Raw genomic sequence first — 20,689 nt, forward strand, 5'->3', positions numbered from 1 at the left:
CTCCGGGACGACGTCCACCTCGGTGACCGCCGCGAAGCGGAACCCGTCAGCGCGGCCTGGCCCGGGCGGCGAGGAGGGCGATGTCGTCCTCGGCGGCGGGCGACGGGGGCGGGACGAGGGAGTGGAGGACGGCGTCGAGGAGGTCGTCGAGGTCGCCGGTGGCGGGCAGACGCAGCGCGGCGAGGCGCTCCAGGGAGGCGTCGATGTCCTCGCCGCGCCGTTCGACCAGTCCGTCCGTGTAGAGCAGCAGGGTCCGGCCGGGGTCGAGGGGGTGGGAGGTCTGCTCGTAGCCGCCGAGGCCGGTGCCGAGGGGCGGGCCGGTGGGGACGGGAAGCAGTTCGGTGGGCTGGTCGGGGGTGATCAGGGCGGGCGGCAGGTGGCCCGCGCTGGAGAGGGTCCAGCGGCCGCGGCCCGGGTCGGCGAGGGCGAGTAGGCAGGTCGCGGGGCGGGCGGAGTCGTCGGCCGAGATGACCGTGTCGAGCTGGCGCAGGATCCGGTGCGGAGGCAGGTCCATCCCGGCGATGTCGCGCAGGGCGGAACGGTAGTGGCTCATGTCGACGGCGGCCTCGACGCCGTGCCCCATGACGTCGCCCATCGCGAGCAGGGTGCGGCCGAACGGCAGCCGGACCGTCTCGTACCAGTCGCCGCCGACCACCGAGCTGGTGCCGGACGGCAGGTAGCGGGAGGCGAGGGCGAGGTTCTGGTGCGGGTTGCCGGGTTCGCTGAGCAGGGCCCGCTGAAGCTCGAGGGCGATGCCCTGGGAACGGGCGTAGCGACGGGCGTTGTCGATACCGGTGGCGGCCCGGGCGGCGAGGTCGCCGAGCAGGACGGCCTCGTCGGCGGTGAAGGGCGGGGTGGCGGCGGTACGGCCGAGGGTGAGCAGCCCGACGAGGCGGCCGCGGGCGGCGAGCGGCAGGACGAGCAGGGAGGCGGTCCCGGCGGGGCAGGCGTCCTCCGGGCCGGGCTCGGCGAGCACGGCGATGGCGCCGGCGAGGCTGCGAGCGGCGGCCGATCCCTCCCGGTGCCGGATCGATTCGCCCGGGCGGGTCAGGTCGGCGAGCGCGTCGGTCAGGGCCGGGACGGCCCGCACGGCGGCGCGGTGCAGCCGCTGGGATGCGCCGCGGCCGGCCCGGGCGGGTTCGGCCTCGGCCGGCAGGACGTCGACGACGGCGAGGTCGGCGAGGCCGGGCACCGCGAATGCGGCGAGTTCGGCACAGGTGGTGCCGATGTCGAGGGTGGTGCCGATCCGCTCGGCGGCGGCGTCGAGCAGCGCGAGACGGGCGCGGGCCTGTTCGAGCTCGCGGAGCTGCTCGCGGGCCGGGTCGGGGTCGTCCAGGACGACGACGATCACGCCGGTGGTCCGTCCGGCGTGTCGCAGCGGCCGGTAGCGCACTCGCAGGCCCGGCGGGACGGGGTGGCCCGCGCCCGCGCCGCCGGTGGCCTGTTCGCGATCGAGGCCGTCGGCGAGGACGCGGCGCAGCACGGCGGCGGCACCGGCGAAGGCGGTGGCCTCAGTGGTGCGGCCGAGCAGGTCGGCCCGGCGCAGGCCGGTGGCGGTGGTGAAGGCGGGGTTGAGGTACTGCCAGCGCAACCGCTCGTCGAGCACGGCGACGCCGACCGGGGCGGCGTCGAGGACCGCGCGGAGCAGGTCGGGATCGTCGCCGCCGGGGTCGTTGCCGTGGCTGCTGCCCGGGGCACCGCCGTGGTCACCACCGGTGATCGCGCCGATCCTCGCGGCGAGGGCCGCCGCCGTCGCCGCCAGCGACCGGGTGCCCGGTGTCGCGGGCGGGGAGCCCTCTGCTTGGTTGTCGCGCCGGAAGTGCATACGCCCATGATCACGCGCCGGAGCGCGGCACGCCCACGACTGGACGAAACCTTGACCGGCCGGGGACGGTGTTGTAGCCGCAGCGGTGCCGCAGGAGCGAGGAACCGGGAGGGAGGAGCCGCACGACCTGGAGCGGCGCCCGGGTGGCGTGCCGGAGAGCGGCCTGCGTCCGGCGGGCGAACGCCGGATGATCACCGGTCATACTGGGGCGTCGGCGCCCGACACCGGACGCCGCAGACCGTGCCAGACCACCCGCAGACCAGCGTCAGACCCGTGCGAGACCCGTGCGAAACCGTGCGCGACCGTTCGAAACCGTGCGCGACCCGTGCCAGACCGCGTGACACTCATGCGCGACACTCATGCGCGACGCGTGCCGGACCGCGCGAGGCCCGTGCCGGAGACGTCCGTGAGCACCAGACCGGAGGAACCGATGAGCCCCCACCAGCCGACCAGTCGCCCGGCGGCCGGGGCCCCCGCGGTGCCCTGGAACCGGCGGCGGCTGCGCAGCAACAACGAGTGGCTGCTGCTGGAGCTGCTGCGCACCGGCGGTGGCTCCTCGCGTGCCCAACTGGCCCGGGACACCGGCCTGTCCAAGCCGACCGTCTCGGCCGCGCTGGCCGCCCTGGAACCGGCCGGGCTGGTCCGCGAGGCCGGGCGACTGGCCCCCGAACGCGGCCGCACCGCCGTGCTGTACGAGGTCGACCCGACGGCCGGGCACGTACTCGGCGTCGACATCGGCCGGGCCCGGCTGCGGGTGGCCGTCGCTGACCTCGCCGGGACGGTCGTCGCCCGCCGGGACGTGGCCAACCGCGGCCGTTCGGCGAACGCCGTCGCGGACGCCGTGGTCGCCGCCGCGCACGAGGCGATCGCCGAAGCGGGCCTGGCCGCCGACGACATCGTGCACGCCGTGATCGGCACCCCGGGCGTGTGGGACGAGGAGCGGCGCGGGGTGCGCTACGCCTCCAGCCTGCCCGGCTGGGGCCGGCCCGGGCTGTTCGACCGGATCGGGGAGGGGCTGGGGACGGCCGTGTCGGTGGCCAACGACGCCAACCTGGCCGCGCTCGGCGAGTACACCCTGGGCGCCGGGCGCGGCAGCCGGATGTTCGCCTACCTGCTGGTCGGCACCGGCCTCGGGCTGGGCGTGGTCAAGGACGGCGAGCTGCTGCTCGGCGCGCACGGCGCGCTGGGCGAGATCGGACTGGTGCCGCTGCCCGCCCGCCCCGACGAGCCGGTGGCGACCATCGAGCAGGAGGCCGCCGCGGACGCTGTGGTGCGCACCGCCCGGGACTTCGGGCTGGGCGGGGACGGCGCCGCGCGGCAGCCGACAGCGAAGCAGGTCTTCGAACGGGCCCGGGCCGGGGAGGCCGCGGCGCTCCGGGCCGTGGAGCGGGAGGCCGAGCAACTCGCCTACGCCGTCGCCGTGTTGTCCGCCGTACTGGACCCGGACCTGGTGGTGCTCGGCGGCGGGATCGGCAGCAGTGCCGACCTGCTCCTGGAACCGCTGGAGCAGGCCCTGCACCGGCTCGCCCCGATGCGTCCGACACTCGCGCCGAGCCTCCTGGGGGAGGAGGCGGTGCTCCTCGGCGCGGTCTCCACGGCGCTGGAGTCCGCCCGCCCCGAGGTGTTCGAGCGCCGGACGGCGGGGCTGCGCTGACGGCAGGACGGTGCTGACGGCAGGACGGTGCTGACGGTGGGTGCTGCGCTGACGGCAGGACGGCGCTGAGGGTGGGACGGCGCTGAGGGTGGGTGCTGCGCCGACGACGGGGCTGCGCGGGCGGATGCGGTAGGGGTGTCAGCCGGTGGCCGGGGTACTCCGGCCGGGCTCGCCCGCGGCTGCCGTCACAGGCTCAGCAGCAGGTCCCGGACCGCTGCGGGCCGGGACAGGAACGGGTGGTGGCCGGTGTCGAGCTCGACGACGCGGCCGGCCCGGCGGGCAAACTCGCGCTGCAGCCGCGGCGGGGTGCCCCGGTCCTGGGCGCAGACGAGGTACGTCGAGGGCACCTGCTGCCAGGCGGCCGCCCCGACCGGCTGCCCGGTCACCCGCACGCTCTGCCGGGCGAGGTGGTCGGCGGCCTGCGCCTGGACCTCTGGGTCGCAGTCCTGGAGGAACGTCTCCACGAGCAGCTCGGGGCGGACGCCGAAGGTGCCGGCGGCCGCGTCGACGTCGATGAACGGGGCGGGGCCGCCGTCCCCGAACTCCGACAGGCTCTGCCCGACCTCGGGCAGGTAGCTGGTGACCAGCAGCAGGTGCCGCACCGCCCCGATGCCCGCGGCGGCTTCCGCGGTGACGATGCCGCCGTAGCTGTGGGCGACCACGACGGTCGGCTCCTCACCGGCCTGCAGCACCTGCCGTACCGCGGCGACGTCCTCGGGCAGCCCCGGACCGTCGGCGCCGCCGGGCGGGCCCGTCTCACCGCAGCTCGGCAGCGCCGGGGCCACGCTCGCCACCCCCCGCTCGCGCAGTAGCTCGGCGGTGCGGTGCCACCACCACGACCCGTCCCGCACGCACGCCCCGTGCACGAACACGACCCTCATCGCCACCTCCGCGTCGGCCACTCCCGGGAAGAACAGGCCTGCGATCACAGGTTCCCACGGGCGTCGATTCCCCTGCGGGCGGCGGAGGTCGGGCGTGGCGCGGCGCGGCGGTGCCGGTCGGAGTTCGGTGTGGTTCCAGTCGCCGGTGCAGCTGACCTGGCCGGCGACGCCGATCAGCAGCAGCGCTCCGAGAGCGTCCGCCGGCGGCGGCTGCCCGCCGGGCGCCTGTGCGGCGGGCGACGCGCGAGCCCGTCACCCGTCCGACAGTCGCCCGGCGGACAGCGGCTCTCGGCCCCGCTCGTGGGTCACCCGGCGGTCACGGGACGGGTGGTGGTCCGGTGCAGGTGGGCTTCGATCAGCGCGGACGTGGCCTCCGGCTGTTCGAGCTGCGGGAGGTGTCCTGCCCGGGGGACGAGTTCGAGGCGGGCGTCGCCGAAGGCGGCGGCGTAGGCCGCGCCGTAGGCGGGGGTGACGATGCGGTCGCTCTCGCCCCAGAGCAGGAGGGTCGGGACCCGGACGCGGCCGAGCCGGCGCAACAGCTTGGGGTCGTGCATGTAGGGGTCGCCTGCGAGCGTTCGCATGGTGGCCAGGTTGGCCTGCCTGCGGGCGAGTTCGCCGGGTGGCACGTCGGCGGGCTCGACGTGGTAGCGGTCCGGGTCGTGCCAGGAGAGCTCGGCGAGCCCGCGGGCGTCGAGGGCGAAGACGTCGGTGATCGGCTCCGCCTCGACGTCGACGCCGACGGCGTCGATCAGGACGAGGCCGGTGATGACTCCCGCGCTGTCGCGGACGGCCATCTCGGCGGCGATCCAGCCGCCGAGCGAGGAGCCGACGACGAGGACGTCCTCGAGGTGGTGGTCGTGGAGGTGATGCAGGTAGGCGAGGGCGAGGTCGTCGATGCCGGTGAGCCAGGCGGGGCGCTGTGTGCCGTCCCAGCCGGGGTGGACGGGGGTGATGGTGTGCGCGCTCCTGGAGAGGTGCTCGGCGAGGCCGGCGACCGTGGCGGGGCCTCCGCCGCCGTGGAGAAGGAGGACGGGCCGGCCGGCGCCCGTCTCGGACAGGGTGAGGGACAGGTCGGGGTGCATGGCTCCACAGTAACTAAATATCTTTATATAAGCTAGCTTGGTTGTGTCGTAGGATCACTCCATGCATGGTGAGCTGCAGGAACTCGGCAGGGCGGTCAAGCAGACCCAGTACCGACAGCATCGGGCGCTCGACAGTGCCCTCGCGGCCGTCGGCACGACGCTGGCGCAGTGGGACGCCCTGCGCGCGATCAGCCGTTCACCCGGGGCCTCGGCACGTGCGCTGGCCGTCGCGACCTTCCAGAGCGAACAGGCCTTCGGGGCGCTCGTCGGCCGCCTGGCCGCCCAGGGCCTCGTGGAGCGCCGCCCCGGGCACGGCCGCCGCATCGAGCACCACCTCACGCCCGCCGGTGAGCAGGTTCTGACGGCCGGCCATGCGGTCGCCGACGAGGTGCTCGCCGACTGCTTCGCCCCCCTGACCGAGGCGGACCGAGCCGCCCTGCTCGACCTGCTGAGGCGGCTCGCCGCCGGAGCGGGCGGATAAAAGCGGGTGGTGACGTTTGGTAGTTGGCGGATCTCGGCCTGCCAACGAGTGGGGAAACGGTGCGCAGGCCGCGTGGGAGGCGTGCTGGAATCGTACGACCGCCGACTCGGAGATCCTGACGCGGAGGGGGCTGACGGGGACGGCAAGCCGGGGGATCGGCAGGGCGGCACGTGTGCGTCGAAGCCGGGTCGGCTCGAGCCGACCCCGGTCCAGCGCGGCGTACATCGCGCCGTGCCCGCGCCGGTGCTCGGCCGCGACAGGTCCACAAGCGTCTTGACCGGCCCCTCCGTGCACAACAGCGCGTCGGTGAGCTCGAAGAGCACATCCGCTCGCTTGTACAGACTCTCGGAGAACTCGACCCGAAAGCGGCACAGAATGCCCAACGCGTCCCCTACGGGCGCGTCGGCGGGAAGACTCATGGGCAGCGGCCGTTCTCTCGCACTTCGTGACTCGACATCTCGAAGCGTGGAGAACGGCCGCCTCCGCTGTCCCGGAAGGAACCGCAGATCAGCAGGTCGGGTGACCAGCGAGGTTCAACGACAAGCTCAGCTCAGACGCCTCGCGTAACCGACGCATCCTCGGAGCTCTGGTTCCGACTTCAGGGGCCGACCCGGTCGTAGCGCAGCGACGTGCGACCGGCGGCGTCGGAGTAGATCTGGGCAACGGACGCTGTCCCGACTGTGTCGCTTCGGATGCCCTGCAGCCGGATCGTGGTCGGCCTGTTCACGTGGATCAGCTCGCTGATCGGTGCGGTCGCGTTACCGCCGGCCTGGGCGTTGCCGGGGTTCAGGTCGATGACCTGGTAGACGAGCCGCTCGCTGTCCGCGACGGCGGTGTTCGATGTGGCATCCCACAGCCGAGCGGTGATGTACGTGTTGACCGGGGGAACGCCTGCGAGACGGCCACGGACGTTCGCGTCGAGCTCGTAGGTCCCGGCCCGGGGCAGGGTGACCTCCAGCGGGGCGTCGGTCCACACACCGGGCGGCAGGTTGACCACCGTGTTGAGGTGGGCGATTCCTCGGACCGCCGTGGGCGCCGCGGGGGCCGCGGTGACGGTGGTCTGGGTTGCGACGGTCGTGGCGCCCACGAGCACGGCGACGGTTACGGCGGTAAGTCCGGTGCGCAGCGATGACATGATGCCTCCGAGACGGATGCCAGCGGAATGTGCCATCGCCAATGTAGGGACGCTCGCAAGGCGGGTGTATCACCCGGCAGGGTGATGCCCGCTTGCAAGTCGACGGTCGCGAGCGGGCGTGCGCCGGGAGCTCCCGGAGCGCTCGGCCATCGCCGTCTCGCGAGGCATCGGGCCCGGTCGAGGTCGCGGGCCCGCGGTCGGCGACGACCTCGGCGGTGGCGCGGGTGGTCAGCTTCCACAGCCGGCGGGCGGGCGCGCCGGGCCGTCCCGCCCGTTCGACGCCGGCGTTGCCGACGGCGGGCCGGTCCAGGACCACGGTGACCGGACAGGTGTCGGCGGTCGCGGTGCGCACCCCCTCGGTATGCCCCACGACGACAGCACCCAACTCCTGGCACTGCTGGACGCGGTCGCACCGATCCGGGGACTTCGCGGACGCCCTCGGTGCAAGCCCCGACGCCTGGATGCCCCGTCAGGTCTGCGCTCGGCCTCTTCGGTGACTGCGGCGAGCGGTGACAGGTACCGGGCCTGCGGGTCGACGCAACGTTCTGAGACTCGCTCGGGTACGCCGTGCGCCTCCCGCCGAAGCAGACCCGTGCCGGAAGGCCGGACACGCCCACGCGAAGGGATGACCGGCCCGAATCAAGTGTGGTGCCGGAGCAGGCCGTTGAGCGCGGCACCGACGTCGGGGCAGTTCTTCCGGATGATGTCGAGGAAGGCGCGCAGCACCGGGGAGTGATCGCGGCCCGCGAAGGACAGGACGAGATCGGGCAGGGGCGTGCGCGGGGTCACTTCACAGAACCGCACTCCCGGACGCGGGACCGCCCTCATACGGGACGGCCCCAGGCCGACGCCCACGCCCGAGGCGGCGAGGCCGATGATCGTGTGCACGTCCCTCGCGACGGTCGCGCCGGCGAGAGCCGATGAGTCCGTGCCCAGCAGGGTGCGCAGTCCGGCGACTACGGCGGGCTCGTCCTCGCCGGCCGACACGATCAGTGGCTGTCGCCGCAACTGGTCGGCCGTTACCGATTGTTGACCCGCATACGGGTGCACCGTACTTACCACAGCGATCACGTGGTCGCGTCCGATCGGGACGGACACGAGATGCTCGGCTCCGGCGCCCCGTGGCGGGCCGAGGGTGAGGGCCACGTCCAGCTCCCCGGCGACGAGACCCGAGCTGCTGCGGCTGGTCGCCATCTCGTGCAGTTCCAGTCTCACGTCGGGCCGTTCACGGCCGAACCGGCTCAGGACGCCCGGCAGCGGGTCGAGCAGTGCCGAGGCGATGAAGCCGAGGCGCAGACGTCCCGTCTCGCCGCGCGCGGCCCGGCCCGCATCGACCGTGGCCGCCGCGATCTCGTCGAGCGCCCGGCGTGCCCGCGCGAGGAACGCCTCACCGGCGGCGGTCGGGAACACCCCCTGACGTGTGCGGTCGAACAGCCGGGCCCCGACCTCGCGCTCCAGGTCGGCGATCTGCTTGGACAGCGGCGGCTGCGCGATGCCCAGCTCGCCGGCCGCCCGGCCGAAGTGTTCGTGCTCGGCGAGAGCAACCGCGTACCGCAGGTGTCGCGCTTCCATGGCTCGCCCTCCATCCCATCGGCTGCCGACAAGACCTCAAAGATATTGCCATGCCACTTACCAGATCTATGACTGGATGCCGCGGTGGTTCCTGTCTGGAATGGAGCCATGAAGAACGTATCTCTGACCGGCACCGTTTTCGTTTTCGTGCACGGCGCCTGGCACAGCTCCGGACAGTGGGCAGCGACGCAGCGCGCGCTGGCCGGACTGGGCGCTGCGAGCGTGGCTGTCGACCTGCCGGGGCACGGCTTCGACGCACCCCTGCCCACCGGTTACCTGCTGCCCGGCCAGCCGGGCCTGCTGACCGAGAAGTCACGGCTCGCCCCCCTGACGATGGACGACTGCGCCGAGGCAGTACTGACCGTCCTGCGCCAGGTGCGTCACCATCGCACTGTCGTGCTCGTCGCGCACAGCGCGGGCGGCGGTCCCGCGTCCCTGGCCGCGGAGTGGGCACCCGAGCTGGTGGACCGGGATCGTCTACCTGTCCGCGTTCGTCCCGGGCGGGCGGCCGCGGTTCTTCGACTACCTGGGCTCACCCGAGAACGCCACCGCGCTGGGCCGGAACCTGAGCCTCGGCGACCCCGAGGCCCTGGGCGCCGTACGGATCAATCCGCTCTCACAGGATCCCGCCTACCTCGACGAACTGCGGGAAACCCACTACCCCGACACCCCGCTGGACCGCTTTGACCGGTGGCGGTCCGCGCTGAGCCCTGATCTGCCCCTGGCGATCCCGACGGCTCCGGTCACCCTGACCGCGGCACGGTGGGGACGAATTCCACGAACTTTCCTGCGCTGCGCCGAGGACCGGGCGCTGGCACCGGCCGCGCAGGACCTGATGATCGCGGAAGCCGACCGGGCCTTCCCCGGTAACCCGTTCACTGTGCATACCCTGCCCGGCAGCCACAGCCCGTTCGCAGCCCGGCCGGGCGAGCTCGCCACGGTCCTCGCCTCGTGAGCCGGCATCCGCCCGTGAAGGGTTCCCCGTTCCTGAGCGCGGGACGGCTCGCGGCCGGTGGCGGCGGGCGGCTCGTACTGCCGGTCGTGCTGTGCGCGACATTCGTGCAGTTGCTCAACGTCACCATCGCCCGGATCGCCGCCCCGGCGATCCGGGCCGACCCGGGTGCCGGCTCAGGTGCCGTGCAGCTGATGCTGGCCGGGTACACCCTGACCTACGCCTGCTGATCGGAACCGACCAGCCGGCCACTGGCAGATGCGGCTATCTCGCCGCACGACATCCCCTGGGCGGCGGCGAAAAGAGCCTGGTAGGCAGTGTGCAGGAACATGCGGGTCAGGGCGGCGCCGAGGCAGAAGTGCGGGCTGGTGGCGTCCGGTGGCGGTGGGTGCTCCGTGGTGCTCCCGGCCCGGTCGGTGCCCGGGCCGGGAGCGGCGGATCCTGGTTGCGAGCCGCGGTGTGGCGGCGGGCGGCGGGCGGTGTGGCGGGGGCTGGTCAGGCTGTGGCGCAGGCCTTGGTCACGTCACCGGCGGCGCTGGTGATCGCGCCGAAGTCGGGCTGCTGGTTGTGGGAGACCTTGTCGAGGGCATCGTCGACAGCCTTGGAGAGCTTGTCGGTGGCGGTGTCGAGCTTGCCCCCACCGTCCTGATGGATCTTCTTGGTATCGTCGACGATCTTCTTCAAAGCGTTGGTGGTGTGCTTGCGGCGCTCCTCGTCGGTGATCTGGCCGACGTTGACCGCTGAGTCCGCGAGGTCCTGGACATCGCCGGTGAGGCTGATCGCACGCTTCCCACAGTCGATGGCCTGGTCGGCGTTCTTGCACGCGGTGAACAACGGGGCCGCGACGAGCACCGCGAGTGCGGTGGCGGCCAGGCGGTACGGCTTTCTTGTCATGTCAGAATCCCTCCCGCCTGCACAACGCCGTTTTGCCGTAAGGCGGTTCCGGCAGTGTGGATGAAGGGTTGGCAAAGCCTTTGCCCGTCACAGAATGTGACAATCAGTCAGTTTACCTGGTCCGGACCGGGCGTTCCCGGTCCGAGGAGGTCGGTGCAGGCCTGCCAGGCGGCGGGCGGCAGGAGGTCGCGGGTGCGGGCGAAGAGCCCGTACAGGGCTGGTCCGTAGCGGGCGGCCAGGTCCGCGTTGTGAGCCAGGACGTCGAGTTCGTTGGCGACCGTGATGGCGAGGAAGGCCCGCAGGTCCTCCTCCGGCGGGGTGTGGTCGGCCCCGGTGAACCGGTCGCGGAACACCACCGGTTCGTCGACCCCCAGGCGCGGGTAGACGGCCGCCCGGTCGCAGCTGGCGTAGAGGTGGACGAGTGCTTCGCCGCGGTGGCCGATGAGGTCGACCAGGGTGTCCCGTCGGTCGAGCCCCAGCAGGGCCTGGTCGAATCCGTCGGTCCCGTACGCGGCGTGGCAGAGCCCGGCGGCCCGGACGGCATGGTCGCAGCCCCAGTCCGCCAACAGACCTTCCACCCGGAGGAGATGGGACAGCAGCGTGCCGCCCGGGTGGGGGATCCGGTCGGTGCCGTGGGCGCGGAGGAAGGTCTCGACGCGGTCCCACGCGGGAGCGCTTCGGTGGTCGGAAGGCGTCACCCCGCGAGTCCTACTCGTTTCCGCCAGATTCTGATCGCTGGGGCCCTGCGCGGGTCCGCGCCCCGGCGGCCGTCCCCGCTCGGCGGCCTCCGACAGCTCGCCGACCAGTCGGGCGAGGGTCGGGACGGCCACCCCGTGCGCGCCGGCGGCCCGCAGGACGGCGCTGCCGATGGCGCCGAGCTCGGTCGGGCGGCCGGCCTCCACGTCGCGCTGCATCGAGGACTTCATCGTCCCGGGGACCCGGTCGACCGCCGCGAGCAGGGCCTGCGCGTCGGCGGGCGCGCCGACCGCCCGGGCGACGGCGGTGATCTCGTCCAGCGCGGCGAGGAGTTCGGGCCGGTGCTCGGTGCGCACGGTGCCGACGTCGCTCGCATGGCGGGTGGTGAGCAGCGCCAACGGGGCGAGGAAGGAGAACTTGCTCCACAGCATCGCCGCCTCGTCCTCGCACAGCGTCACGGCCAGGCCGGAGTGCCGCAGCCGATCGGCGAACTCCCCGACGGGGGAGTTGGGTTCGCTGGGAGCGGCGAGTTCGACGGTGGCGAACGGGCTGGTGTGCTCGATCCGACCGGGCGCGGTGCGGGTGGCCTCGACCCGGATCGTGCCGGCCACGACCCGGGCGGCCGGGTAGCGCCGGCGCAGGACCGCCATGTGGTCCAGGCCGTTGAGCAGCGGCACCACGATCCCGGTGCCGAGCACCTCGGGCGGCAGCCGGTCGAGGGCGGCCGCCAGGGCCGTCTCCTTGACGGTCACGAAGACGGCGTCGACCGGTTCGCGCAGCTCGGTGGCGGCCTCGACCGCGGCGGTGAAGTCGCCGAACTGCCCGCTGTGGACGTGCAGTCCGTCCCGGCCGAGGACGGCGGCGGTCTCCTCGCCCGCCAGGCAGACGACGCGGTGCCCGTCGCGGGCGAGCAGTCCGCCGATCAGTCCGCCGACGCCGCCCGGTCCGAGGATCGCGACGGTCAGGGGAGTGGTGGTCATGCTGACTCCTGTGGGTGAGAAGCGGGTTGGGGGGCGGTTACGGGATGTCCCAGAAGAAGCGGCCCTCCAGACCGTCCGGGCTGAGGAAGCCGAAGCCGTCGCCGTAACCGAAGTCGAGGAAGTACGGATCGCCCTCGTCCGGGGCGTCCGAGAGGGCGAAGAAGTACCGCCAGGGCGCGGGGACCTCGGCCTGGCCGCTCGGAAAGGACGGGAGACCGCCGACGTGGTCGTGCACGTGACCGCCGTCCGGGAACCGGACCTCGGGGCCCTCGCCGCGCAAGTACCGCTGGAAGACGGCTCGTTCGTCCATCGACCGGTCGAGGTCCTCAGGCAGCGGCCGCAGATCGAGGTGGAACTCGACCGGTGTCTCGTCGCCGTCCGGGTCGCGGCGCCACAGCGTACGGCCGCGGGTGTCGGGCGGGCCGATGACGGCGAAGGGCGGGATCCGCCCGCCCGGCTGGACGAACAGCAGGGCGTCGCCCGCCTCCGGGTCGATGCCACCCGTGATCTCCCCCTCCTCCAGGAAGAGGTAGGCGAGTCGCAGCTCCTCGCCGGGGACGGCGAACTGGCCGATGAACAACAGTGGTTCACCGGTCGTCGGCGAGAGCGGCCAGGCGGGTTCGGCCAGCCAGCAGGGCTCGCCGCCGAGCTTGGGGACGGGAGCGGTGATCGGCTGCTCGGGCTCCCGCAGGACGAACTGCAGGCGGGGGAGGAAAGCGGCGTCGTGCGGACCGGTGGCGGTGCCGGTGGGCTGCGGGGTCGGCGATGGCGACGAGGATGCCGGGGTCGGCGAGGGCGACGAGATTCGCGGGGTCATGGGGTGGCCTCGGCGGCTTCGTAGAAGGAGACGACGTCGAAGCTGAACGGCCCTTCGTGGCGCGGCTTCCGCCCCGGTGCGGACGGCCGACCTGGTGCGTGGTGGCGGTAGAGGTGGAGCGGGTCGTGGTGGAGGGTGCCGCGGGTGGGATCGGGCACCGGCAACCCCTCGGCGCGCAGCGCCTCGACCAGTTCGTGGGCCGGCCAGCCGAGCAGGTCGATCCCCCGGTAGCCGACCGGGCAGGCGGGCCGGTCGTCGCTCGGGTTCCGGCCGACGGTCACGCTGCAGAGGCGGTCGCGGTCGTCCGAGCAGAGGGTGACGCCCACCCCGGGCAGCTGGAAGGCCAGCGCCCAACGGCAGCCGCAGACGAAGGTGTTCCGCACGCTGTCGGGCAGCAGCTCGCCGTGCGGGGCCAGCAACGTGCGCACCGCCGCCTCGGTGAGGCCGAAGCGCACCTCGGGCAGCGGCGCGGGCAGGCGGACGCCGTGGCCGGGCAGCAGGTCGATGGTCACCCGATCTTCAACCTCTCGCCCGGGCCTACGTGGCGTCCGCGTATGCAAGGTGGGTGCCGCAGACCCGGCAACGGAAGAGGTAAGCGGTTGGCTGGCCGTTCCTGGTCAAGGCCCTGAGGTACTGCTCGGCCTGCGCCGAGGACCAAGGCCCGTGGCTGAGTTCCTGCCGAAGCGAGGCCCATGCTTCGGGGTGGTCCACGAGCTCGGTGGCCCCGGCGCTCCCGAGGAAGGCAGCACCATCGCCGCAATGGATCAGCCAGCGTTCCTGCTGCCACCCGCTGAATCCTGGCGTGCGTTGTGTGATCGCGAAGAGCCGGTCCAGCGGCACGTCGTCGACGACGTCTGTGAACTGGGCCTCGAAGCGTTCGGCTGCGCTGCCGTCCGCGATGCACCACGGACACAACCGACCCCGAAGGTTCTCGGCTGCGTAGACCGGGCCGGCGTAGATGTAGCCACGGGCCCGACGGCAGCAGATGCACTCTGCGCCGGACTGGACGATGGCGCCGGTGGCCATCGGGTCGGGGTGATACGGGAATTCTGGAAGCGGCTCTGTCACGGCGAGCGACCGTATCACCGCAGCGACGGCTGCTCAGCTGGACGACGCCGCGTACACCCACCAGCTCTCCGAGGTGGCGAGCGTGTTCGGTTCGGCGGGTTTCTCCCAAGGGCGGCGGAGGTCGGTGGCCAGGGGCCGGTCGAGACGGACGGGGGCCCGCCCCCTGGGACCCCCGCTGCGGCGTCGCCCACCCGTCTACACCCTGCCGCAGGGCACCGGCTCGTTGTACGGGCCTGCCGCCGTCGTACGGTTGCCGCACACGGTGACCGTTGACGAGTAGTTCTGCACGACAGCTTCCGCGCCGATGAACGTGTTGTGGATCACCTCGCCGCGCGGCACGCCGACCAGTTCGACCCCGGCGGCGAAACCGCAGCCGCCGGCTTGGATGGTGGTGGTGTTCCCGGAGACATCGGCCCGGGAGACGTTTCCGAGCGCGATCGTGGTGCCGAACGATCTCAGGGAGTTCCCCGTGACCTGTGCCGGGCCGTATTCGTTGCTCGGTGGAGCGATGTAGACCGGGGGATAACAGGTGACGGGGTCACTGGTCTGGACATTGTCGCGGAGGATGAACGGACCGGGTTTCACCCCGTAGTCGCTCGCCGCAGCCAGCAGCCCGAGGTAGACATCGCGGTAGGTGTTCCGGACGAGCGTCACGTCCCCGGTCCACACCGCGCCCTCGATCTCCACGTCGGTCATCCAGTAGCCGACGTTGCTCACGTCGTTGTGCTCGATCACGTAGTTGTGGCAGTTGTCGCACGAGAACGCGTGCCGGCCGGTCGTGTGGACTGTTGAGTCGCGGACGGTGACATCGCGCGGCGCCACGGCTCCGTTGCCCTGGCCGTCCCACGTTCCACCGGAGAAGAGCTCCACGGCGTCGCCCCAGGTGTTCTCGATGTGCAGCCGTTCGAGCAGGACACCGTCGGCACCCCCGATGTTGACTCCGGCGTCGTGCTCCCGCGCCGAGTTGTAGCAGGAGGGCTGGCCGACCACCGCGCAGTGCTCGGAGAAATTCGTACCCTGCAGAGTCAGATCCCGGACGACGAAGCCGCCCCCGCGGTCGAACCAGAGCCGCGCGCGGTTGGTGCTCACGGGCGCGTCGACGGTGGCCTTGATGGTCGCGCCGCCGCCCTCGATGGTGATGTTCCTCCGCTGGGTGAAGGTGATCGAGCCGTTGGTCAGGTAACAGCCGTTGCGGGCCAGGCGGATGGTCGCCCCGTCGGGAACCCCGCCCAGCCAGGTGTTGAACGCATCGGTGACGTCCTGCGAGCAGTCGGAGGCCACGGGTGGCGTGACCGGCGCTGCCCGGGCCGTGCCCGTCGCCTCGACACTGGCCAGCAGAGCGAGCAGGAAGGCCATAGCGGTGAAACGGCTCTTCACTTTCATCTCCCAGGATGATCGACAATTCGTAAGAGCATCATCACGCTACGCAACTACTCGGGCGCGTCGAGGACGCCCGTTCGCACCGCCCGAACTTCCGGCGTTCCTCTCCTGCTCGCATCGCCGAGAGGGGACACCCCGGATCCCGGCAGTCCCTTGTCAGGCCAGGCTCACAAGCAGGCACCAACCGGGTGTGACGGGAGACGTTCTCGGTAGCGGTGACCCTCGCGGGACGTTCGCCGCGGAACACGGCCGAGTAGTGGTCGCGACCTTCCTGGCGTGTGAGCTCTCGGCTGCCATGACGGGGACGCTAACAGGCGGGGTGGGGGCGCGGGGTTTTCGGGTGGCCGGGCGACGGCACGCGGCCGCAGTAGCAGCAGCAGCCGCCGTGCGCGTCGCGGGTGACGACCGGTGGAACGTCGGGTCGCGGCGGTGGCCGTTCGAGTCGACTGGTCGAAGGAGTCGGCACCACCTGCGGGGTTCGGTTTTCCGAACCCCGGATTCGGGGGCCAGCACAATCGATCTCCCGGCCCCGGACGCCCACGATGGAGGGCATGAACGGGATGACGACAGCCGCAGCCCCGGCGGCGCATGACGGGGTGACGGGCGCGGCCCTGAGCGGGGACGGGCTGCACCGGGAGTACGGGCGCGGCACGGCGGCGGTCCGGGCGCTGCGCGGGGTGTCCGTGGCCTTCACACCAGGGACCTTCACGGCGGTGATGGGGCCCTCGGGCTCGGGCAAGACGACCCTGCTGCACTGCCTGGCCGGGATGGACCGGCCGACCCGCGGCACCGTCCGGTGGGGCGATACGGAGGTGTCCGGGCTGCCCGAGCGGCGGCTGGCGGAGCTGCGCCGCACCCGGATCGGGTTCGTGTTCCAGGCCTTCAACCTGATGCCGGCGATGACCGTCGCCCAGAACGTCGAGCTGCCCGGGCGGCTGGCCGGGCAGCCGCCGGAGCGGGCCCGGGTACGGGAGGCACTGGCCCGGGTCGGGCTCGCCGGGCGCGAACGACACCGGCCCGGCCAGTTGTCGGGCGGCCAGCAGCAGCGGGTGGCGATCGCCCGGGCGCTGGTCGCCCGGCCGGAGGTGCTGTTCGCCGACGAGCCGACGGGCGCGCTCGACCGGGCGACCGGGCACGACATCCTCGACCTGCTGCGCACGGGCGTCGACACCGACGGTCAGACCTGTGTGATGGTCACCCATGACCCGGTGGCCGCCGGTTACGCGGACCGGGTGCTGCTGCTCGCGGACGGGCTGCTGGTGGACGAACTGGTCAAGCCGACCGCCGCGCAGGTCGGCGAGCGGCTGAGCCGGTTGGGCGGGTGAGCGCGATGAGCAGTCCCGTCCTGGCCCTGTCCGTCGGGCAGATCCGGCGGCGGCCCGCGGCCTTCGCCGGGCTGGGGGCGGCGCTGTTCCTGGCGATGGCGGCGGTGACGCTGTTCGGCTCGCTGGTCGCCGCGCAGGTGACGGCCCCGACGAGGGTGGCACGGGCACCGGTGGCCGGGCCGGGAGTGATGGTGATCGCCGCGGCGTTCGGCGAGATCGCCGTCCTGGTCGCGCTGTTCGTCGTGGCCAACGCGCTCGGTTTCACCCTCCGTCAGCAGCACCGTGACCTGGCCCTGCTGCGCACCGTCGCGGCGACACCCCGCCAGGTGCGGCGGGTGATCCGTGCCCAGGTCCTGGGCACGGTCCTGCTGGCGGCTGTCCCGGGCTGCGCGGTGGGCCTCCTCGCCGCCCGCGCCTTCCTCACCGCCCTGCAGCGGCGCGGGATGGCCGCGCCCGGTCTGCACGTACCCGGGTCACCGGTGCCGATGCTGGTCGCGCTCGGCGTGGCGCTGCTGGTCGGGATGGCGGCCACCGCCGTCGCGGCCCGGCGGATCACCCGGCCCGCGCCGGCCGTCGCCCTGACGGAGGGGACGGGCGGCCCGCGGGGGACGGGCGTGCTGCGGCTGCTCGCCGGGGCAGCCGTGCTGGCGGGCGGCGTGCTGCTGCTGAGGCTGGCCGCGACCAGGCCGCCCGGGGAGCTGGACAAGGCGGGGCAGGCCTCGCTGCTCGGTTCGCTGGTGCTGTTGGTCGCGGTCGCCCTGCTGGGGCCGTTGGCGGCGCGGGCGCTGGCCGCCGTGCTCGGCGTCCCGGTCCGGGCGCTCGTCCCGCGGGCCGGCTGGCTGGCCGATGCCAACCTGCGCGGCTACGCGGCCCGGCTCTCCTCGGCCGTGGTCCCGGTCGCTCTGCTGGTCGGGCTCTCCGGCACGATGCTGATCATGACCAGCACCGCCGAACGCGTGGCCCGGGCCACCGGCGCCGCGACCAGCGTCACCAAAGCGAGCGACGTCTGGCTGCGCCAGGCGGAACTCGGCCTGCTGGTCTGCTTCGCGGCGGTCTCCACGGTCAACACCCTGGTCGCGCTGACCGCCGACCGGCGCCGCGAGTTCGCGCTGCTGCGCCTGGTGGGGGCGACGCGACGGCAACTCCTGCGGATGCTCTCCGTGGAGGCGCTGCTGACCACGGCGGTCGGCGTGCTGCTGGGCGCGGCGGTCGCGGCCGCGGCCTCGGGGGCGTTCAGCTGGGCGGTGCGGGGATCGGTGGCGCCGGTGGTGCCGGGCGCGGGGTGCGCCTGGGTGGTGCTGGGCGCGGCGGTCCTGACGGTGCCCGGGATCGTGGGCACGGGGCTGTGGGCGATCGGGGGATCGGCGGTGGAGTCGGCGAGCGGGGACCGGGGGTGAGGTGACGGGTGCGGGCGTGGCGGTGGGTGTGGGGGTGGGGTGGGCGTGGGGGTGGGGTGGGCGTGGAGGTGGAAGTGGGGGTGCGGGCGTGGGCGGCGAGGCGAGCGGGTCGGCGGCCGTGCTGGGCGGTGGAGCTGGGGGAAGACAGGGTGATGCGGTGGTTCCTGCGGTACCTGGTGAATGCTGGGGGCCGATCGGCGGGTGAGTGGTGAGGTGGACGGCGGTGCGACGGAAGGCGATGCGGTGGACAGCGGTGACGCGGACGGTGGCTGAGCGGCGGCGATTCCTGGCAGTGCGCGGTGACGAGGTGGCGTTCGCCGTCCTCGGACTGCCGCTCGGGGTGCTCGGCGGCGTCTACGCGGTCGCCGTCCTCTACGCCGGGGCACTGCTCTCGCTCACCGTGCTGGGCCTGCCCTTCGTGGTGGCCGCCCTGCTCGGGGCACGGCGGATCGGCCGGCTGCACCGGTGGCTGGTCCGGTGGCTGCTCGACGAAGCGGTGCCCGAGCCGCCGCCGCTGCCCCGCCCGTCCGGGGTGTTCGCCCGGGGCCGGGCGGTGCTGACCGACCCGGTCGCCTGGTGGGTGCTGCTCTACCTCTTCCTACGGCTGCCGGTGGGCGTGCTCGGCTTCCTGGCCGCGATCGGGCTGCCGCTCGGAAGCGTCTGGCTGATGGGCTTCCCGCTCTGGGTACGGCTGCTGGAGCCGGGCCCCAGGCCGGTCGGCTGGTTGGACGTGGGTGCGATACCGGCCGGCCTCGCGCTGCTGGCCGCCGTACCCGCCGTCCTGCGGGTGTTGAGCCGGGCCAACCGGGCGCTCGCCCGCACGCTGCTCGGGCCGGTCCGTTCGCAGCAGCGGGTGCGCGAGCTGGAGAGCGCCCGGGCCACCCTGCTGGCCGAGAACAGCGGCCGACTCCGGCGCCTCGAACGCGACCTGCACGACGGCACTCAGGCGCAACTGGTCGCGCTCGCCATCACGCTCTCACTGGCCGACGACGCCCTCGCCGACCCGGCCGAGCCCGACCTCGGGCGGCTGCGCACCCTGGTCGACCGGGCCCGCGGGCAGACCGACGACACCATCACCGGCCTGCGTCGACTGACCAGGGGCATCCACCCGGTGGCACTGGACGGTGGGCTCGCCGAGGCACTGCCCGGGCTCACCGCCGCCTCGCCGGTGCCGGTCACGGTCCGGCTGGACCTGCGGGAACGGCCGGAGGAGGTGATAGAACGGGCCGTCTACTTCTGCGCGGCCGAACTGCTGACGAACATCGCCAAGCACAGCGGCGCGCGGTCGGCGGAGCTGACCGCGAGCGCGGCCGACGGGACGGTCCGGCTGACCGTACGCGACGACGGGCGCGGCGGCGCCGCGATCGGCACGGGCACCGGACTGGCGGGCCTGGCCGAGCGACTCGCGGCGGTGGACGGGGTGCTGCGGGTGGACAGCCCGCCGGGCGGACCGACGGTGGTCAGCGCCGAGCTGCCCGGCAGGCTCTGACGGGGGCAGGGGCGGCCATGAGAGTGGCTCATGGCCGGGGCATGAGCACCGTTCATGAGTGCTTCGATGAGTGACGCTCATGCGCCTGGCCCATGAGTGACGCTCATGACCGCGCCTATGAGTAACGCTCATGAGGCAGTCCATGAGCATCGCTCATGACCGCGCGATGAGCGACGCTCATGAGACTGCCCCATGAGTAACGCTCATGAGCGGCCCGATAGGCCCGGCTCAGGATGTGCCGCTCTCCGCGAGGTAGGCGAGCACGGCCTTGACCCGCCGGTTGTCGGCGTCGGTCGCCGGCAGCTCGAACTTGGTGAACACTGCGGCCACGTGCTTCTCCACCGCCCGATCCGACACCACGAGCTGCGTGGCGATCGAGCGGTTGGAGTGGCCCTGCGCCATCAGTTCCAGCACCTCCCGCTCGCGCGGGGTGAGCGCGTCCACCCGGCTGCGCCGTCGGCCGCGGATCAGCTCGTTGACGATCTCCGGGTCGAGCGCGGTGCCGCCTGCGGCGACCCGGTGCAAGGCGTCCACGAACTGGGAGGTGCGGGCCACCCGTTCCTTGAGCAGGTAGCCGATGCCGGCGGCGCCGTCGGCCAGCAGCCGGGCCGCCCAGGTGGTTTCGACGTGCTGGGAGAAGACCAGGATCCCGACCTCGGGCATCGCGGCCCGGATCTCGACGGCCGCCCGGATCCCTTCGTCGGTGTGGGTCGGCGGCATCCGGATGTCCACCACGGCCACGTCGGGCCGGTGCTCGGTGACGGCGGCGACCAGTTCGGACGCCGTACCGGCGGTGGCGACCACCGCGCAGCCGCGCGCGGTGAGGAGTTCGACCATCCCGTCCCGGAGGATCACCGAGTCCTCGGCGAGGACGATGCGGAGCTGCTTGTCGATCATGCCGCCATTATCCCGGGCATACGAGGGAGGTCGTCCCGCACCCGCAGAAATCGTCAGCCAAGACTGGACAGTCCAGACTGATGAAATTACCGTGGAGCCGTGACCGAGAAGCGAACCGTCCGTACTGCCGCCGCCCTCGCCGACTCCGCCGCCCTCGCCGACTC

Annotated in this window: 19 protein-coding genes and 1 pseudogene; 7 read left to right on the forward strand and 13 right to left on the reverse strand. The window is 73.0% G+C overall.

Features of this window, described 5'->3' with window-relative positions; genetic code table 11:
- Window positions 1-46: 46 nt before the first annotated feature.
- Window positions 47-1,825, reverse strand: coding sequence for a SpoIIE family protein phosphatase (locus ACIBEC_RS27565; protein ID WP_360500311.1), 1,779 nt, complete (start codon window positions 1,823-1,825; stop codon window positions 47-49).
- Between the two features lie 430 nt (window positions 1,826-2,255).
- Between ACIBEC_RS27565 and ACIBEC_RS27570 the strand changes: the two genes are divergently transcribed.
- Complete coding sequence (locus tag ACIBEC_RS27570) at window positions 2,256-3,479, forward strand: ROK family transcriptional regulator (protein WP_360500438.1); 1,224 nt, start codon at window positions 2,256-2,258, stop codon at window positions 3,477-3,479.
- A 185-nt stretch (window positions 3,480-3,664) separates the two neighbouring features.
- Here ACIBEC_RS27570 and ACIBEC_RS27575 read toward each other — a convergent pair whose 3' ends face one another.
- Complete coding sequence (locus ACIBEC_RS27575; protein ID WP_360500314.1) at window positions 3,665-4,360, reverse strand: alpha/beta hydrolase; 696 nt, start codon at window positions 4,358-4,360, stop codon at window positions 3,665-3,667.
- Window positions 4,361-4,665: 305 nt separating this feature from the next.
- Window positions 4,666-5,442, reverse strand: coding sequence for an alpha/beta hydrolase (locus tag ACIBEC_RS27580; RefSeq protein WP_360500317.1), 777 nt, complete (start codon window positions 5,440-5,442; stop codon window positions 4,666-4,668).
- A 61-nt stretch (window positions 5,443-5,503) separates the two neighbouring features.
- Here ACIBEC_RS27580 and ACIBEC_RS27585 point away from each other — a divergent pair, with 61 nt between their 5' ends.
- Window positions 5,504-5,923, forward strand: coding sequence for a MarR family winged helix-turn-helix transcriptional regulator (locus ACIBEC_RS27585; RefSeq protein ID WP_360500319.1), 420 nt, complete (start codon window positions 5,504-5,506; stop codon window positions 5,921-5,923).
- Window positions 5,924-6,521: 598 nt separating this feature from the next.
- Here ACIBEC_RS27585 and ACIBEC_RS27590 read toward each other — a convergent pair.
- Both ACIBEC_RS27590 and ACIBEC_RS27595 read right to left on the reverse strand, forming a co-directional pair.
- Window positions 6,522-7,058, reverse strand: a complete 537-nt coding sequence (locus ACIBEC_RS27590) for a hypothetical protein (RefSeq protein ID WP_360500322.1) — start codon at window positions 7,056-7,058, stop codon at window positions 6,522-6,524.
- Between the two features lie 639 nt (window positions 7,059-7,697).
- Complete coding sequence (locus ACIBEC_RS27595) at window positions 7,698-8,630, reverse strand: LysR family transcriptional regulator (RefSeq protein ID WP_360500325.1); 933 nt, start codon at window positions 8,628-8,630, stop codon at window positions 7,698-7,700.
- Between the two features lie 108 nt (window positions 8,631-8,738).
- On the opposite strand from ACIBEC_RS27595, the gene ACIBEC_RS27600 reads away from it, so the two are divergent.
- Complete coding sequence (locus tag ACIBEC_RS27600) at window positions 8,739-9,317, forward strand: alpha/beta fold hydrolase (protein ID WP_360500328.1); 579 nt, start codon at window positions 8,739-8,741, stop codon at window positions 9,315-9,317.
- Between the two features lie 282 nt (window positions 9,318-9,599).
- Window positions 9,600-9,812 carry a hypothetical protein gene (locus ACIBEC_RS27605; RefSeq protein ID WP_360500330.1) on the forward strand — a complete coding sequence of 71 codons (213 nt, stop codon included), beginning with the start codon at window positions 9,600-9,602 and terminating at the stop codon, window positions 9,810-9,812.
- Between the two features lie 265 nt (window positions 9,813-10,077).
- On the opposite strand, the gene ACIBEC_RS27610 is transcribed toward ACIBEC_RS27605, so the two are convergent.
- From ACIBEC_RS27610 to ACIBEC_RS27640, 7 genes and pseudogenes are all read right to left on the reverse strand, one after another.
- Window positions 10,078-10,476, reverse strand: coding sequence for a hypothetical protein (locus ACIBEC_RS27610; protein WP_360500333.1), 399 nt, complete (start codon window positions 10,474-10,476; stop codon window positions 10,078-10,080).
- A gap of 107 nt (window positions 10,477-10,583) precedes the next feature.
- Entirely contained in the window at window positions 10,584-11,174 is a 591-nt protein-coding gene (locus ACIBEC_RS27615; RefSeq protein WP_396289109.1) for a DUF6817 domain-containing protein, read from the reverse strand.
- An 81-nt stretch (window positions 11,175-11,255) separates the two neighbouring features.
- A pseudogene (locus ACIBEC_RS27620) lies at window positions 11,256-12,152 on the reverse strand (ketopantoate reductase family protein); the annotation flags it as partial.
- A gap of 37 nt (window positions 12,153-12,189) precedes the next feature.
- Window positions 12,190-12,969, reverse strand: coding sequence for a hypothetical protein (locus ACIBEC_RS27625; protein ID WP_360500338.1), 780 nt, complete (start codon window positions 12,967-12,969; stop codon window positions 12,190-12,192).
- Complete coding sequence (locus tag ACIBEC_RS27630; protein ID WP_360500340.1) at window positions 12,966-13,481, reverse strand: hypothetical protein; 516 nt, start codon at window positions 13,479-13,481, stop codon at window positions 12,966-12,968. Before ACIBEC_RS27630 ends, ACIBEC_RS27625 begins: the two co-directional genes overlap by 4 nt.
- A gap of 25 nt (window positions 13,482-13,506) precedes the next feature.
- Window positions 13,507-14,055, reverse strand: a complete 549-nt coding sequence (locus ACIBEC_RS27635) for a CbrC family protein (protein ID WP_360500342.1) — start codon at window positions 14,053-14,055, stop codon at window positions 13,507-13,509.
- A gap of 177 nt (window positions 14,056-14,232) precedes the next feature.
- Window positions 14,233-15,414: a hypothetical protein gene (locus tag ACIBEC_RS27640; RefSeq protein WP_360500345.1), complete on the reverse strand. Its 1,182-nt coding sequence runs from the start codon at window positions 15,412-15,414 to the stop codon at window positions 14,233-14,235.
- Between the two features lie 563 nt (window positions 15,415-15,977).
- On the opposite strand from ACIBEC_RS27640, the gene ACIBEC_RS27645 reads away from it, so the two are divergent.
- The 3 genes from ACIBEC_RS27645 (at window position 15,978) to ACIBEC_RS27655 (ending at window position 19,628) form a co-directional block, all read left to right on the forward strand.
- A complete protein-coding gene (locus ACIBEC_RS27645) occupies window positions 15,978-16,742 on the forward strand; it encodes an ABC transporter ATP-binding protein (protein ID WP_360500348.1) in 765 nt (254 codons plus the stop codon).
- A 5-nt stretch (window positions 16,743-16,747) separates the two neighbouring features.
- Window positions 16,748-18,139 carry an FtsX-like permease family protein gene (locus ACIBEC_RS27650; protein WP_360500351.1) on the forward strand — a complete coding sequence of 464 codons (1,392 nt, stop codon included), beginning with the start codon at window positions 16,748-16,750 and terminating at the stop codon, window positions 18,137-18,139.
- Between the two features lie 253 nt (window positions 18,140-18,392).
- Window positions 18,393-19,628 carry a sensor domain-containing protein gene (locus ACIBEC_RS27655; RefSeq protein WP_360500354.1) on the forward strand — a complete coding sequence of 412 codons (1,236 nt, stop codon included), beginning with the start codon at window positions 18,393-18,395 and terminating at the stop codon, window positions 19,626-19,628.
- Window positions 19,629-19,856: 228 nt separating this feature from the next.
- Here ACIBEC_RS27655 and ACIBEC_RS27660 read toward each other — a convergent pair whose 3' ends face one another.
- Window positions 19,857-20,525, reverse strand: coding sequence for a response regulator transcription factor (locus tag ACIBEC_RS27660; protein WP_360500357.1), 669 nt, complete (start codon window positions 20,523-20,525; stop codon window positions 19,857-19,859).
- Window positions 20,526-20,689: the final 164 nt, after the last annotated feature.

The organism is Kitasatospora sp. NPDC051164 (assembly GCF_044455625.1).
In the GTDB taxonomy this organism is placed as follows: domain Bacteria; phylum Actinomycetota; class Actinomycetes; order Streptomycetales; family Streptomycetaceae; genus Kitasatospora.

Coding starts and splice junctions, on each gene's coding strand:
- ACIBEC_RS27595 (WP_360500325.1), bottom strand. CDS start 8,630: ATGGAAGCGCGACACCTGCGGTACGCGGTTGCTCTCGCCGAGCACGAA.
- ACIBEC_RS27610 (WP_360500333.1), bottom strand. CDS start 10,476: ATGACAAGAAAGCCGTACCGCCTGGCCGCCACCGCACTCGCGGTGCTC.
- ACIBEC_RS27580 (WP_360500317.1), bottom strand. CDS start 5,442: ATGCACCCCGACCTGTCCCTCACCCTGTCCGAGACGGGCGCCGGCCGG.
- ACIBEC_RS27585 (WP_360500319.1), top strand. CDS start 5,504: ATGCATGGTGAGCTGCAGGAACTCGGCAGGGCGGTCAAGCAGACCCAG.
- ACIBEC_RS27590 (WP_360500322.1), bottom strand. CDS start 7,058: ATGTCATCGCTGCGCACCGGACTTACCGCCGTAACCGTCGCCGTGCTC.
- ACIBEC_RS27660 (WP_360500357.1), bottom strand. CDS start 20,525: ATGATCGACAAGCAGCTCCGCATCGTCCTCGCCGAGGACTCGGTGATC.
- ACIBEC_RS27625 (WP_360500338.1), bottom strand. CDS start 12,969: ATGACCCCGCGAATCTCGTCGCCCTCGCCGACCCCGGCATCCTCGTCG.
- ACIBEC_RS27575 (WP_360500314.1), bottom strand. CDS start 4,360: ATGAGGGTCGTGTTCGTGCACGGGGCGTGCGTGCGGGACGGGTCGTGG.
- ACIBEC_RS27565 (WP_360500311.1), bottom strand. CDS start 1,825: ATGCACTTCCGGCGCGACAACCAAGCAGAGGGCTCCCCGCCCGCGACA.
- ACIBEC_RS27570 (WP_360500438.1), top strand. CDS start 2,256: ATGAGCCCCCACCAGCCGACCAGTCGCCCGGCGGCCGGGGCCCCCGCG.
- ACIBEC_RS27650 (WP_360500351.1), top strand. CDS start 16,748: ATGAGCAGTCCCGTCCTGGCCCTGTCCGTCGGGCAGATCCGGCGGCGG.
- ACIBEC_RS27645 (WP_360500348.1), top strand. CDS start 15,978: ATGACGACAGCCGCAGCCCCGGCGGCGCATGACGGGGTGACGGGCGCG.
- ACIBEC_RS27600 (WP_360500328.1), top strand. CDS start 8,739: ATGAAGAACGTATCTCTGACCGGCACCGTTTTCGTTTTCGTGCACGGC.